Below are 13727 nucleotides of genomic sequence, written 5' to 3'. Positions count from 1 at the left end.
CGCCGTGGCCCGCCCGCTCGGCGGCGCGCTGGACTGGCTCGTACCGCCGGTGTTCCGGGCGGCGGAGTACGGCACGGTCCTGGCGCTGGCCGCCCGCTCCGAAGTGAACGGAGCGTTGCCGGCGGCTTTCGGACTGGTGGCGGCCGTCGCCTACCATCACTACGACACGGTGTACCGCATCCGCGGCGGCTCCGGCGCGCCGCCCGGATGGCTCGTCCGGTCGGTCGGCGGGCACGAGGGCCGCACGCTGGTGGTGACCGTGCTCGCCGCCGTTCTCGTGACCGGGCACACCGCCTTCCCGCTGGCCCTGACGGTGCTCGCTGCCGCCGTGGCGCTGGTCGTGCTCCTGGAGTCCATCCGGTTCTGGGTGTCCTCCGGAGCCCCCGCCGTACATGACGAAGGAGAACTCGCATGATCGGCCTCGTACTGGCCGCCGGTGCCGGACGGCGTCTGCGTCCCTACACCGACACGCTTCCGAAGGCCCTCGTGCCCGTGGACCCGGCGGGCGAAGGGACCACCACGGTCCTCGATCTGACGCTGGGCAACTTCGCCGAGGTCGGGCTGACCGAGGCCGCGATCGTCGTCGGCTACCGCAAGGAGGCCGTCTACGAGCGCCGGGCCGAGCTGGAGAGCAAGTACGGTCTCCGGCTCACCCTGGTCGACAACGACAAGGCCGAGGAGTGGAACAACGCCTACTCGCTCTGGTGCGCCCGTGACGTCCTGACCAGCGGTGTGATCCTCGCCAACGGCGACACCGTCCATCCGGTCTCCGTCGAGAAGACGCTGCTCGCCGCCCGCGGCGAGGAGCGTCGGATCATCCTCGCCCTCGACACGGTCAAGCGCCTCGCCGACGAGGAGATGAAGGTCATCACGGACGGCGCCAAGGGCGTACGCCGGATCACCAAGCTGATGGACCCGGCCACCGCCACCGGCGAGTACATCGGAGTCACACTGATCGAGCCCGAGGCCGCCGCGGATCTCGCCGACGCCCTGCGGACCACCTTCGAACGGGACCCGGACCTCTACTACGAGGACGGCTACCAGGAACTGGTGAACCGCGGCTTCACCCTCGATGTGGCCCCCATCGGCGACATCCCATGGGTCGAGATCGACAACCACGACGACCTCGCGAAGGGCCGTGAGATCGCGTGCCAGTACTGACCAGGCTCATCCCGTCCCCGGTCGTGGTCGACATCAGGCCCGGCGCCCTGGACGATCTCGCCGGTCTCCTCGCCGACCAGCGGATCTCCAGCTCGGGCCGGGTCGCCATCGCGGTCAGCGGCGGCTCGGGACAGTCCCTGCGCACCCGGCTGGAGCCGGTGCTCACCGCCGCGGACTGGTATCTGGTGGCCGACGGCACCATCGACTCCGCGGTCCGGCTCGCCGACGGCATCAAGGGCAAGCGGTACGACGCGGTGGTCGGCCTCGGCGGCGGCAAGATCATCGACGTGGCGAAGTACGCGGCGGCCCGGGTGGGCCTGCCGCTGGTCGCCGTCGCCACCAATCTCGCGCACGACGGGCTCTGCTCCCCGGTGTCCACCCTGGACAACGACAACGGCCGCGGCTCCTACGGTGTCCCCACACCCATCGCGATCGTCGTGGACCTCGATGTCATCCGCGACGCGCCGGTCCGGTTCATCCGCTCCGGCATCGGCGACGCGGTCTCCAACATCTCCGCCATCGCGGACTGGGAGCTCTCGCACGGGATCAACGGCGAGCCGGTCGACGGACTGGCCGCCGCCATGGCCCGTACCGCGGGCGAGGCCGTGCTGCGCCACCCGGGCGGCGCCGGCGACGACGAGTTCCTCACCGTCCTCGCCGAGGCGCTGGTCCTCACCGGTATCGCCATGTCGATCAGCGGCGACACCCGTCCTTCCTCGGGCGCCTGCCACGAGATCAGCCACGCCTTCGACCTGCTCCACCCGACGCGCCGCGCGCTCCACGGCGAGCAGGTCGGCCTCGGTGCCGCCTTCGCCATGCATCTGCGCGGCGCGCACGAGGAGTCACAGCTCTTCACCGAGGTACTGCACCGGCACGGGCTGCCCGTACTCCCCGAGGAGATCGGCTTCTCCCCGGAGGAGTTCGTACGGGCCGTCGCCTACGCGCCGCAGACCCGTCCCGGCCGCTTCACCATCCTCGAACACCTCGACCTGTCCACCGACCAGATCAGGGACGCGTACGCCGACTATGCCAAGACCATCAGTAGCTGAACTCCGTCCGGTCGTTCACCCGGAGGGAGTGAAGGACCGGCGCAGCGGAGAGCACTGGGCCGGGCGACTGTACATGCGGGAGATCTCGCTGCACATCGACCCGTACCTGGTGAACACCCGGATCACGCCCAACCAGCTCACCTATCTCATGGTGGTGGTGGGCGTCGTGGGCGGTGCCGCGCTGCTCGTACCGGGACTGACCGGCGCGATTCTCGCGGCGGTCCTGTTCCAGATCTATCTGCTGCTCGACTGTGTCGACGGCGAGGTGGCCCGCTGGCGCAAACAGACCTCCATCACCGGTGTCTATCTGGACCGGATAGGCCACTATCTCTGCGAGGCCGCTCTGCTGATCGGCTTCGGTGTGCGCGGCGCGGACGTCTTCCACCGGAACGGCACGGCCACGAACTGGCAGTGGGCCTTCCTCGGCACGCTCGCCGCGCTCGGTGCGATCCTGATCAAGGCAGAGACCGATCTGGTCGATGTGGCCCGGCAGCGCAGCGGTCTGCCCGCCGTCAAGGACGAGGCCTCCGTGCCGCGCTCCTCCGGTCTGGCGCTGGCCCGCAGGGCCGCGGCCATGCTCAAGTTCCACCGGCTCGTCGGCGGCATCGAGGCCAGCCTCTTCATCCTGGTCATGGCCGTACTCGACATGGTGCGAGGAGATCTGTTCTTCACCCGGCTCGGTATCGCGGTCCTCGCCGGTATCGCCGTCGTCCAGACACTGCTGCACCTGGTCTCCATCCTGGCGTCGAGCAGACTGAGGTGAGCGGCGTGCGGCTCGGTGCGGTGATCATCATGCAGAAGGCCCGGCTGGGCCGACCGCCCGTCATCTGACAAGCTTCGGATCTGAGAGCATCGGGGCTACTCCCAACTCCGGGGCCTGGCCTTCCGTGCTTGTGCCCGTCCGGCTGCGCATCTTGAAGACGAAAGTTTCAACTTGTGAGTGACACAACCCAAGAGGGCGCGATCGCCGTGAGCGCCCCGCCGTCGTCCGACGACGGTCTGACCTCGGCGGAGCTCGCCGCCAAGTACGGCCTGGCGGTGAGCGGCGCCCGGCCCGGTCTGCGGGACTATGTCCGGCAGCTCTGGGGCCGGCGCCACTTCATCCTGGCCTTCTCCCAGGCGAAGCTCACGGCCCAGTACAGCCAGGCCAAGCTCGGCCAGCTCTGGCAGGTGGCGACGCCACTGCTGAATGCCCTGGTCTACTACTTGATCTTCGGGCTGATCCTGGGCACCAGGAAGGGCATCCCGCAGGAAGTCTTCATTCCCTTCCTGGTCACCGGCGTCTTTGTCTTCACCTTCACCCAGAGCTCGGTGATGGCGGGCGTCCGCGCGATCTCCGGCAATCTGGGGCTCGTACGCGCCCTGCACTTCCCCCGTGCCTCGCTGCCGATCTCCTTCTCGCTCCAGCAGCTCCAGCAGCTTCTGTACTCGATGATCGTTCTGATCGCGGTGGCGGTTGCCTTCGGCAGCTATCCCAAGCTGAGCTGGGTCCTGGTGATCCCGGCGCTGGTGCTCCAGTTCTTCTTCAACACCGGTCTCGCGCTGATCATGGCGAGGCTGGGCAGCAAGACCCCGGACCTCGCGCAGCTCATGCCGTTCGTGATGCGTACCTGGATGTACGCCTCGGGCGTGATGTTCTCCATCCCGGTGATGCTCAAGGACAAGCCGGCCTGGATCGCGGACATCCTCCAGTACAACCCGGCCGCCATCTATATGGACCTTGTCAGGCACGCGCTGATCGACGGCTACGGCTCGTCCAACCTCCCGGCGCACGTCTGGTTCGCCGCACTGGTGTGGGCCGTGCTGCTCGGAGTCGTCGGCTTCGTGTACTTCTGGAAGGCCGAGGAACGGTACGGGCGTGGCTGACGACAACAAGCAGGGACGTATCCCCACGGTCATCGCCGACGAGGTGCACATCGTGTACCGCGTCAACGGCGGAGGCGGCGGGAAGGGCAGCGCCACCGCCGCGCTCAGCCGTATGCTCCGCCGCGGCAAGGGGGAGGCGCGCGGAGTCCGCAAGGTCCATGCCGTACGAGGAGTCTCCTTCACCGCCTACCGCGGCGAGGCGATCGGTCTGATCGGCACCAACGGATCCGGCAAGTCGACGCTCCTGCGTGCCATCGCCGGGCTGCTGCCCACGGAGAGCGGCAAGGTCTACACCGACGGCCAGCCCTCGCTGCTGGGTGTGAACGCGGCGCTGATGAACGATCTGACCGGCGAGCGCAACATCATCCTCGGCGGGCTGGCCATGGGCATGACGCGCGAGCAGATCCGGGACCGGTACCAGGGCATCGTGGACTTCTCCGGCATCAACGAGAAGGGCGACTTCATCACGCTCCCGATGCGGACGTACTCCTCCGGCATGGCCGCCAGGCTCCGCTTCTCCATCGCCGCCGCCAAGGACCATGACGTCCTGATGATCGACGAGGCGCTGGCCACCGGCGACCGCAAGTTCCAGATCCGCTCCGAGGAGCGCATCCGTGAACTGCGCAAGGAGGCCGGCACGGTCTTCCTCGTCAGCCACAGCAACAAGTCGATCAAGGACACCTGTGACCGTGTGCTCTGGCTGGAGAAGGGCGAGCTGCTGATGGACGGCCCGACCGACGAGGTCATCAAGGCGTACGAGAAGGAGACGGGCAAGTAGCCCGGCGAGATCCGAACGCGAGATCCGCACGACAGGGCCCTGGGCCTCCGCCGGACCGCTCCGGCGGAGGCCCTGTCGCGTGGCACGGCCGTTCGCGACGGGCCGCACACGACAGGCCCGCACGACGGGCGGCGACCGGCCGCTGATCGTCAAAGGACGGTCAAGTCGCGTGCCCATGGGGAAGGTTGGCCCGCATCGCAGCGTTCTTGTAATGCGCGCAACACCCCGAAGTGGTCCTCTTAGTTGTACAACGTAAGCTGTGCTGGTGCTGATTCGCGGCACCTGGGGTGATGGCCGCTGGGCACCTCGCCTGCGAGACGGCGGCCTTCTTTACTCGGAAGGACGGGCGGCGTGTCCGAAATGGGATGTATTGGGTCGGCAGTGTAGAACGGGAGATGTGACGGCAATGACGGGAAATCTCCAGCTCTGTGAGGGTTCCGCCGTCCCCGTGCCGGGCAGCCGGCAGTGATGGGTACTCCCCAGGCGCGCTCCGACGCCACCGCACGCTCCACACTCGACAAAGCCGCCGACGAGAACTTTCCGGTGGCGCCCTTCTTCCTGCCGCGCGCCTGGCGCGACGATCTGATGGCCGTCTACGGCTTCGCCCGGCTCGTCGACGACATCGGCGACGGCGATCTCGCTCCCGGCGGCGCCGATCTCCGCCATCTCGGAGTCGCTCCCGAGCGGGCCGACGACCGGCTGACCGTCCTGGACGCGTTCGAGACCGATCTGCGCAAGGTCTTCGACCTCGCGGGCCCGGCTCCGGGCCATCCTCTGCTGCGCGGACTGATCCCGACCGTACGGAGCCGCGCGCTCACTCCTGAACCGTTCCTCGGGCTTGTCGCGGCGAACCGCCAGGACCAGTTGGTGCGGCGGTACGAGACCTATGACGACCTCCTCGCCTACTGCGAGCTGTCCGCCAATCCCGTCGGCCGGCTCGTTCTCCAGATCACCGGGACGGCCAGTCCCGAGCGTGTCCGCCGCTCCGACGCCATCTGCACGGCGCTCCAGATCATCGAACATCTCCAGGACGTGACCGAGGACCTCGGCCGCGACCGGATCTATCTGCCCGCCGAGGACATGAAGCGCTTCCATGTCACCGAGGCCGATCTGGCCGCCTCCACTGGGAACGCCTCGGTGCGCACCCTGGTCGCGTACGAGGCGGAACGCGCGCGGCAGCTTCTGAATGAAGGCACCCCGCTGGTGGGTAGCGTCCACGGCAGGCTCCGGCTGCTGCTCGCCGGATTTGTGGCCGGAGGGCGCGCCGCCCTCGCTTCGATCGCGGCCGCCGGGCACGATGTGCTCCCCGGACCGCCCAAACCCACCAAGCCACGTCTGCTGCGCGAAGTGGGAGCTGTCTTGCGAAGAGCGCACAGAGAGGGGTGAGCCGGAACGTGGAGGGACAGACACCCATGTCCGCGCCGGTACTGGCGGCCTACAGCTACTGCGAGGCCGTCACCGGGCAGCAGGCCCGTAACTTCGCCTACGGCATCAGACTGCTGCCGACCGAGAAGCGGCAGGCCATGTCCGCGATGTACGCCTTCGCCCGGCGGGTGGACGACATCGGCGACGGCACACTCGCGCCCGAGGCCAAGCAGAGACGGCTCGAAGAGACCCGTGCCCTGCTCGGCAGAGTCAGAGCCGGCGAGGTGGCCGAGGACGACACGGATCCGGTCGCGGTCGCCGTCGCGGACGCGAGCCGCCGCTTCCCAGTACCGCTCGGCGGGCTGGACGAGCTGATCGACGGCGTCCTGATGGACGTACGGGGCGACGCCTACGAGACCTGGGAAGACCTCAAGGTCTACTGCCGGTGTGTCGCGGGCGCCATCGGCCGGGTGTCGCTCGGCGTGTTCGGCCCGGGCCCCGACGCGCCGGGAGCGGAGCGCGCCGCCGAGTACGCCGACACCCTGGGACTCGCCCTCCAGCTCACGAACATCCTCCGGGACGTACGCGAGGACGCGGCCAACGGCCGTACGTATCTGCCCTCCGACGATCTCGCCAAGTTCGGCTGCTCCGCCGGTTTCCACAGCGCGACACCGCCCGCGGGCTCCGACTTCACCGGGCTGGTGCACTTCGAGGTCCGCCGCGCCCGCGCCCTGTTCGCCGAGGGCTACCGCCTGCTGCCGATGCTCGACCGGCGCAGCGGCGCCTGTGTCGCGGCCATGGCAGGCATCTACCGCCGGCTGCTCGACCGGATCGAACGCGACCCGGAGGCCGTGCTGCGCGGCCGGGTCTCGCTGCCCGGACACGAGAAGGCGTATGTCGCCGTGCGCGGACTCTCGGGCCTGGACGCCCGGCACATCTCACGGCAGACCGTCAGGAGGCGCGGCTGATGCGGCGGATCGCACAGCTCGGCCTCTTCGCCGCACATCCGCGCCAGGTTCTCGCAACCCCAGGTCGGGATGGCGCGTCCCTGACTGCGACGGCCGGAGGGGGACACGCATGACCACAGCGGATGACGTGCGGCCACGCCACGCCGTGGTGGTGGGCGCGGGGCTCGCCGGTACCACCGCCGCGCTCCAGCTCGCCGACGCCGGAGTGCAGGTCACGCTTGTCGAAGGGCGCCCACGGCTCGGCGGTCTCGCCTTCTCCTTCCGGCGCGGCGATCTCACCGTGGACAACGGCCAGCATGTGTATCTGCGCTGCTGCACGGCCTACCAGTGGTTCCTCGACCGGGTGGACGGCGCCGCGCTCGCACCGCTCCAGCACCGGCTGGACGTGCCCGTCCTCGATGTCGGCGGCCCGCGCGGGCCCCGGCTCGGACGGCTGCGGCGCAACGCGCTGCCCGTACCGCTGCATCTCGCCGCGGGACTCGCGACCTATCCGCATCTCTCGCTCGCCGAGCGCGCCTCCGTCGGGCGTGCCGCGCTCGCCCTCAAGCGGCTCGATCCCGCCGATCCCGCCCTGGACGGCATCGACTTCGCCACCTGGCTGGGCCGGCACGGACAGTCGGCCAGGACCATCGAGGCCCTCTGGGACCTGGTCGGCGTGGCGACGCTCAACGCCACCGCGCCGCACGCCTCCATGGGGCTGGCCGCGATGGTCTTCAAGACCGGGCTGCTCTCCGAGCCGGGCGCCGCCGACATCGGCTGGGCGAGTGTCCCGCTGGGCGACATCCACGACACGCTGGCACGCAAGGCCCTGGACTCCGCGGGCGTTCGGACCGAACTGCGCACCCGCGTCGGCGCGGTCACCCGCGCGGCGGACGGCGGCTGGCACGTCGACGCGGACGGCGAACGGCTCGACGCGGACGCGGTCGTCCTCGCCGTACCGCAGCGCGAGGCCCATGGCCTGCTGCCCCAGGGCGCGCTGGAGGATCCCGACCGGCTGCTCGACATCGGCACCGCGCCGATCCTCAACGTCCATGTCGTGTACGACCGCAAGGTGCTGCGCCGCCCGTTCTTCGCCGCGCTGGGCAGTCCCGTCCAGTGGGTCTTCGACCGCACCGACGCCTCCGGGCTCACCGACGGCCAGTATCTGGCGCTCTCCCAGTCGGCCGCCCAGGACGAGATCGACACGCCCGTGGCGGAGCTGCGCGCCCGCTATCTCCCCGAGCTGGAACGTCTGCTGCCCGCCGCGCGCGGCGCGGAGGTACGGGACTTCTTCGTCACCCGGGAACGGACAGCGACGTTCGCGCCCACGCCCGGTGTGGGCAGACTCCGTCCCGGCGCCCGTACCGGCGCGCCCGGCCTCTACCTGGCCGGTGCCTGGACCGCCACCGGCTGGCCCGCGACGATGGAGGGTGCCGTACGGAGCGGCTTCAGCGCCGCGGGAGCCGCCCTCGCCCAGCTCGGCCGCCCCTATGAACACCCCTTGCAGGAGGCGGCATGAGCCCGAGTACTGCACCTACGAGTACTGGAACAAGAGGAGAGACCGTGCCGACCGTGCCCCCGGTGAATCCGGCTGTCGACACCGCGGACGTCTACGCGCTGCTGGAGCGGGGACGGAGCCTGTCCGCCCCGGTGCTGCGCGCCGCTGTCGGCCGGCTCGCCACGCCGATGGACACCGTCGCCGCCTACCACTTCGGCTGGATCGACGCCGAGGGCAGGCCCGCCGACGGCGACGGCGGCAAGGCGGTGCGCCCGGCACTCGCGCTGCTCTCCGCCGAGGCGGCGGGCGCCGCGCCCGAGAAGGGCATCCCCGGCGCGGTCGCCGTCGAGCTGGTCCACAACTTCTCACTGCTGCACGACGATCTGATGGACGGTGACGAGCAGCGCCGCCACCGCGACACCGTCTGGAAGGTGCACGGGCCCGCGCAGGCGATCCTCGTCGGCGACGCCCTCTTCGCGCTCGCCAACGAGGTGCTGCTGGAGATCGGCACCGCGGAGGCGGGCCGGGCCACCCGCAGGCTGACCGCCGCCACCCGCAAGCTGATCGACGGTCAGGCCCAGGACATCTCCTACGAGCACCGCGAGCGGGTCACCGTCGAGGAGTGCCTGGAGATGGAGGGCAACAAGACCGGCGCCCTGCTCGCCTGCGCCGTCTCCATCGGCGCGGTCCTCGGCGGCGCCGACGACCGTACGGCCGACACGCTGGAGGCGTACGGCCACCATCTCGGCCTGGCCTTCCAGGCGGTGGACGATCTGCTCGGCATCTGGGGCGATCCCGAGGCCACCGGTAAGCAGACCTGGAGCGATCTGCGCCAGCGCAAGAAGTCCCTGCCGGTCGTCGCCGCGCTCGCCGCGGGCGGTCCCGCCTCGGCCCGGCTCGGCCAACTGCTCGCCGCCGACGCGAAAAGCAATGATTTCGAGACCTTCTCGGAGGAAGAGTTCGCGACCAGGGCGGCGTTGATCGAGGAGGCGGGCGGCCGGGAGTGGACCTCGCAAGAGGCCCGCAGGCAGCACGCCGTCGCCGTCGAAGCCCTCGACGGCGTCGATATGCCGGCCAGTGTCAGGGCGCAGCTCACCGCGCTCGCGGACTTCGTTGTCGTACGAAAGAGATGATCACTATTCCCATATGACCGCAGTCGCCGTCCACAGCCCGTAGGGCGCCGGACGACGGAGACCCCAGCACAGCAGAAGCTCACCACTGCACGAAGGGGAAGCCATGACAGCGACGACCGACGGAAGCACCGGGGCCATGGGACCCCGCGCGGCCTCGGCCAGCGGACCGACCAAGACCACCCCCGCCGTGGCCGGTGACCTCCTGGCCGCCGCCGAGCGGGCCACCGCACGATCCGTCGAGTATCTGCTCGGCAAGCAGGACGCCCAAGGCTGGTGGAAGGGCGACCTGGAGACCAATGTGACCATGGACGCGGAGGATCTGCTGCTGCGGCAGTTCCTCGGCGTCCAGGACGCCCGTACCACCGAGGCCGCGGCGCTCTTCATCCGCGGTGAACAGCGGGCGGACGGAACCTGGGCCACCTTCTACGGCGGCCCCGGCGAACTCTCCGCCACCATCGAGGCCTATGTGGCGCTGCGGCTGGCCGGGGACAGCCCGGAAGACCCGCATATGGCGCGCGCCTCCCAATGGGTGCGTGAGCAGGGCGGGATCGCCGAGAGCCGGGTCTTCACCCGTATCTGGCTGGCCCTGTTCGGCTGGTGGAAGTGGGACGATCTGCCCGAGCTGCCGCCCGAAATGATCTATCTCCCCAAGTGGTTCCCGCTCAACATCTACGACTTCGGCTGCTGGGCCCGGCAGACCATCGTGCCGCTGACCGTCGTCTCGGCGGAGCGGCCCGTACGGCCCGCTCCTTTCGGCCTGGACGAACTGCACACCGATCCGGCCCGGCCCAATCCTCCCAAGGCGACCGCGTCGGCGGCCAGTTGGGACGGTGTCTTCCAGCGCCTCGACAAGGCCCTGCACGTCTACCATCGGATCGCGCCGCGCCGGCTGCGCCGCGGCGCGATGAACGCGGCGGCCCGCTGGATCATCGAGCGTCAGGAGAACGACGGCTGCTGGGGCGGGATCCAGCCGCCCGCCGTCTACTCCATCATCGCCCTGCATCTGCTCGGATACGACCTCGACCATCCCGTCATGCGCGCCGGACTCGAATCGCTCGACCGGTTCGCCGTCTGGCGCGAGGACGGCGCCCGGATGATCGAGGCCTGTCAGTCACCGGTCTGGGACACCTGTCTGACCATCATCGCCCTCGCCGACGCGGGCGTGAGCCCGGACGATCCGGCCCTGGTCAAGGCCGCGGACTGGATGGTCGGCGAGCAGATCCTGCGCCCTGGTGACTGGACCGCGCGCAGACCCGGACTCGCGCCGGGCGGCTGGGCGTTCGAGTTCCACAACGACAACTACCCTGACATCGACGACACCGCCGAGGTCATCCTCGCGCTGCGCCGGGTCGAGCATCCGGAGCCCGAACGGATCGACGCGGCCATCGAGCGCGGCGCACGGTGGAATCTGGGCATGCAGTCGAGAAACGGGGCCTGGGGCGCCTTCGACGCCGACAACACCAGTCCATTCCCCAACCGGCTGCCGTTCTGCGACTTCGGCGAGGTGATCGACCCGCCGTCCGCGGATGTCACCGCGCATGTTGTCGAGATGCTCGCGTACGAGGGCAAGAGCCACCATCCGGGCACCCGGCGCGGAATCGAGTGGCTCCTCGCCGAACAGGAGACGAACGGCGCCTGGTTCGGGCGCTGGGGCGTCAACTATGTATATGGTACCGGCTCGGTGGTGCCCGCTCTGACCGCGGCCGGACTGCCCGCCTCCCATCCCGCGATCCGCCGGGCCGTGCGCTGGCTCGAATCCGTGCAGAACGCGGACGGCGGCTGGGGCGAGGATCTGCGCTCGTATCACGACACGGAGTGGATCGGACGCGGCGCCACCACCGCCTCCCAGACCGCGTGGGCGCTGCTCGCGCTGCTCGCGGCCGGGGAGCGGGAGAGCAAGGCCGTCGAGCGGGGCATCGCCTATCTGGCCGAGACCCAGCGCGAGGACGGCTCCTGGGACGAGCCGTACTTCACCGGCACCGGCTTCCCGTGGGACTTCTCGATCAACTACCACCTCTACCGTCAGGTCTTCCCGCTGACGGCGCTCGGCCGGTATCTCCACGGGGAGCCACTCGCCGCCCGTGCGGGAAACCGCAAGGGGAGCTGATGGAACGGTCCTCCGGGCCGGCCGGTCCGCCACCGCTGCTGATCGCCTGCGCGCTCGGTATCGAGCGCTTCGCGCTGCGCGGCAGCGGTCGCGGTGACACGGTGGGACCGGTGGCCGTCCTGCGTACGGGCATGGGGCCCAAGAACGCCGAGCGCGCAGTGGCGCGCGCGCTCGGAGAGACCGGCAACAGGTACGCGGTCGTCATGGCGTCCGGATTCTGTGCCGGACTCGTTCCCGGGATGCATCCCGGGGATCTCATTGTCGCCGACGAGACCCGGAGCCCGGACGGCTCCACGCCCTGTACGGGCACCGGGCTGCTTGTCGACGCGCTGACCCGGATCCTGCCCGGCCGTACGGTCCACACCGGTCCGCTGACCGGCTCCGACCATGTGGTCCGCGGACAGGAACGGGCCGCGTTGCGCGGTACGGGAGCGATCGCGGTGGACATGGAGTCCGCCGCGACGCTCCGTAGTGCTCTGGACGTCGGCACCCGTCCGGTCGCGGCCGTGCGGGTGGTCGTGGACGCTCCGGAGCACGAGCTCGTCCGTATCGGCACAGTGCGCGGAGGAATATCGGCTTTCCGTGTTCTCCGTGCCGTCCTGCCTGCTTTTCATGAATGGCACCGTTCTTTGCTGCTCCCCAGGAGGTGAGCTAGATGGCCATGCCGCTCCGTCAGACCATCAGGGTCGGGACGTACCTCTTCGAACAGAAGCTCCGCAGGCGTGAGAAATTTCCGCTCATCGTTGAGCTGGAACCTCTCTTCGCCTGCAATCTGAAATGTGAGGGCTGCGGCAAGATCCAGCATCCGGCGGGTGTCCTGAAGCAGCGTATGCCCGTTGCCCAGGCCGTCGGGGCGGTGCTGGAGTCCGGGGCGCCCATGGTCTCCATCGCCGGCGGCGAGCCGCTGATGCATCCGCAGATCGACGAGATCGTGCGGCAGCTCGTGGCCAAGAGGAAGTATGTCTTCCTCTGCACCAACGCGATGCTGCTGCGCAAGAAGATCGAGAAATTCACTCCCTCGCCGTACTTCGCCTTCGCCGTGCATATCGACGGGCTGCGGGAGCGGCACGACGAGTCCGTCGCGAAGGAAGGCGTCTTCGACGAGGCGGTGGAGGCCATCAAGGAGGCGAAGCGGCGCGGCTTCCGGGTGACGACCAATTCCACCTTCTTCAACACCGACACTCCGCAGACCGTCATCGAGGTACTGAACTACCTCAATGACGAGCTGAAGGTGGACGAGATGATGATCTCGCCCGCCTACGCCTATGAGAAGGCTCCCGACCAGGAGCACTTCCTCGGTGTCGAGCAGACCCGTGAGCTGTTCAAGAAGGCGTTCTCCGGCGGTAACCGGGCCCGCTGGCGCCTCAACCACTCGCCGCTCTTCCTGGACTTCCTCGAAGGCAAGGCCGATTTTCCCTGCACCGCCTGGGCCATTCCCAACTACTCCCTCTTCGGCTGGCAGCGTCCCTGCTATCTGATGAGCGACGGATATGTGCCGACGTACCGTCAGCTCATCGAGGACACCGACTGGGACAAGTACGGCCGTGGCAAGGATCCGCGCTGCGCCAATTGCATGGCGCACTGCGGCTATGAGCCGACCGCCGTACTCGCCACGATGGGCTCCCTCAAGGAGTCCCTGCGCGCCGCCCGTGAGACGGTCGTCGGGACCAGGTGACGACGCCATGACCACTGGAGAGCCGGTCTCACTGGGGCTCCCCGAGCTGCCGGCCCGGCCTATCGCGGTGCGTCGCGTTTCGCGGCGTATCCAGGTCGGGTCGGTGGCGGTCGGTGGGGATGCGCCGGTGTCGGTGCAGTCGATGACG

The 13727-nt window shown here is 69.3% G+C and carries 13 protein-coding genes and 1 pseudogene; all 14 read left to right on the top strand.

The features are described 5' to 3' along the window. Positions 1–415, top strand: a 415-nt coding sequence (locus GA0115259_RS07315; protein ID WP_237539829.1) for a DUF5941 domain-containing protein, incomplete at its 5' end; no start/stop codon positions are given. Beyond that, the gene (locus GA0115259_RS07310; RefSeq protein ID WP_093592583.1) at positions 412–1161 is read left to right on the top strand and encodes a phosphocholine cytidylyltransferase family protein; all 750 of its coding nucleotides are present in this window, start codon (positions 412–414) and stop codon (positions 1159–1161) included. The genes GA0115259_RS07315 and GA0115259_RS07310, both read left to right, overlap by 4 nt. Continuing rightward, positions 1149–2210, top strand: a complete 1062-nt coding sequence (locus GA0115259_RS07305) for an iron-containing alcohol dehydrogenase family protein (RefSeq protein ID WP_093592580.1) — start codon at positions 1149–1151, stop codon at positions 2208–2210. Before GA0115259_RS07310 ends, GA0115259_RS07305 begins: the two co-directional genes overlap by 13 nt. Next, positions 2188–2973 carry a CDP-alcohol phosphatidyltransferase family protein gene (locus GA0115259_RS07300; protein WP_176732463.1) on the top strand — a complete coding sequence of 262 codons (786 nt, stop codon included), beginning with the start codon at positions 2188–2190 and terminating at the stop codon, positions 2971–2973. The genes GA0115259_RS07305 and GA0115259_RS07300 overlap by 23 nt, the downstream gene beginning before the upstream one ends. Before the next feature lie 173 nt (positions 2974–3146). Further along, positions 3147–4076: an ABC transporter permease gene (locus tag GA0115259_RS07295; RefSeq protein WP_093592577.1), complete on the top strand. Its 930-nt coding sequence runs from the start codon at positions 3147–3149 to the stop codon at positions 4074–4076. Continuing rightward, the gene (locus GA0115259_RS07290; protein WP_066948520.1) at positions 4069–4854 is read left to right on the top strand and encodes an ABC transporter ATP-binding protein; all 786 of its coding nucleotides are present in this window, start codon (positions 4069–4071) and stop codon (positions 4852–4854) included. The genes GA0115259_RS07295 and GA0115259_RS07290 overlap by 8 nt, the downstream gene beginning before the upstream one ends. Positions 4855–5322: 468 nt before the next feature. Beyond that, a complete protein-coding gene (gene hpnC, locus GA0115259_RS07285) occupies positions 5323–6240 on the top strand; it encodes a squalene synthase HpnC (protein WP_093592573.1) in 918 nt (305 codons plus the stop codon). Beyond that, positions 6237–7187: a presqualene diphosphate synthase HpnD gene (gene hpnD, locus GA0115259_RS07280; protein WP_176732462.1), complete on the top strand. Its 951-nt coding sequence runs from the start codon at positions 6237–6239 to the stop codon at positions 7185–7187. The genes hpnC and hpnD overlap by 4 nt, the downstream gene beginning before the upstream one ends. Before the next feature lie 109 nt (positions 7188–7296). Next, complete coding sequence (gene hpnE, locus GA0115259_RS07275; RefSeq protein WP_093592567.1) at positions 7297–8685, top strand: hydroxysqualene dehydroxylase HpnE; 1389 nt, start codon at positions 7297–7299, stop codon at positions 8683–8685. A 53-nt stretch (positions 8686–8738) separates the two neighbouring features. Further along, a complete protein-coding gene (locus GA0115259_RS07270; protein WP_370747489.1) occupies positions 8739–9797 on the top strand; it encodes a polyprenyl synthetase family protein in 1059 nt (352 codons plus the stop codon). 103 nt (positions 9798–9900) lie between these two features. Further along, complete coding sequence (gene shc, locus GA0115259_RS07265; protein WP_093592562.1) at positions 9901–11904, top strand: squalene--hopene cyclase; 2004 nt, start codon at positions 9901–9903, stop codon at positions 11902–11904. After that, positions 11904–12554, top strand: a complete 651-nt coding sequence (locus GA0115259_RS07260; RefSeq protein WP_093592559.1) for a phosphorylase family protein — start codon at positions 11904–11906, stop codon at positions 12552–12554. The genes shc and GA0115259_RS07260 overlap by 1 nt, the downstream gene beginning before the upstream one ends. Before the next feature lie 5 nt (positions 12555–12559). Beyond that, positions 12560–13579, top strand: a complete 1020-nt coding sequence (gene hpnH / locus GA0115259_RS07255; protein WP_093592556.1) for an adenosyl-hopene transferase HpnH — start codon at positions 12560–12562, stop codon at positions 13577–13579. A gap of 7 nt (positions 13580–13586) precedes the next feature. Then, a pseudogene (locus tag GA0115259_RS38885) lies at positions 13587–13727 on the top strand (4-hydroxy-3-methylbut-2-en-1-yl diphosphate synthase); the annotation flags it as partial.

Origin of the sequence: Streptomyces sp. MnatMP-M17 (assembly GCF_900091995.1) — a bacterium.
Lineage (GTDB): Bacteria > Actinomycetota > Actinomycetes > Streptomycetales > Streptomycetaceae > Streptomyces.
This window is presented reverse-complemented; position numbering and strand designations above follow the sequence as displayed.

Bases quoted from the DNA above. Each gene is read 5' to 3' on its own strand.
- hpnC (WP_093592573.1), top strand. From the start codon at position 5,323: ATGGGTACTCCCCAGGCGCGCTCCGACGCCACCGCACGCTCCACACTC.
- GA0115259_RS07310 (WP_093592583.1), top strand. From the start codon at position 412: ATGATCGGCCTCGTACTGGCCGCCGGTGCCGGACGGCGTCTGCGTCCC.
- hpnH (WP_093592556.1), top strand. From the start codon at position 12,560: ATGGCCATGCCGCTCCGTCAGACCATCAGGGTCGGGACGTACCTCTTC.
- GA0115259_RS07300 (WP_176732463.1), top strand. From the start codon at position 2,188: ATGCCAAGACCATCAGTAGCTGAACTCCGTCCGGTCGTTCACCCGGAG.
- hpnE (WP_093592567.1), top strand. From the start codon at position 7,297: ATGACCACAGCGGATGACGTGCGGCCACGCCACGCCGTGGTGGTGGGC.
- GA0115259_RS07260 (WP_093592559.1), top strand. From the start codon at position 11,904: ATGGAACGGTCCTCCGGGCCGGCCGGTCCGCCACCGCTGCTGATCGCC.
- shc (WP_093592562.1), top strand. From the start codon at position 9,901: ATGACAGCGACGACCGACGGAAGCACCGGGGCCATGGGACCCCGCGCG.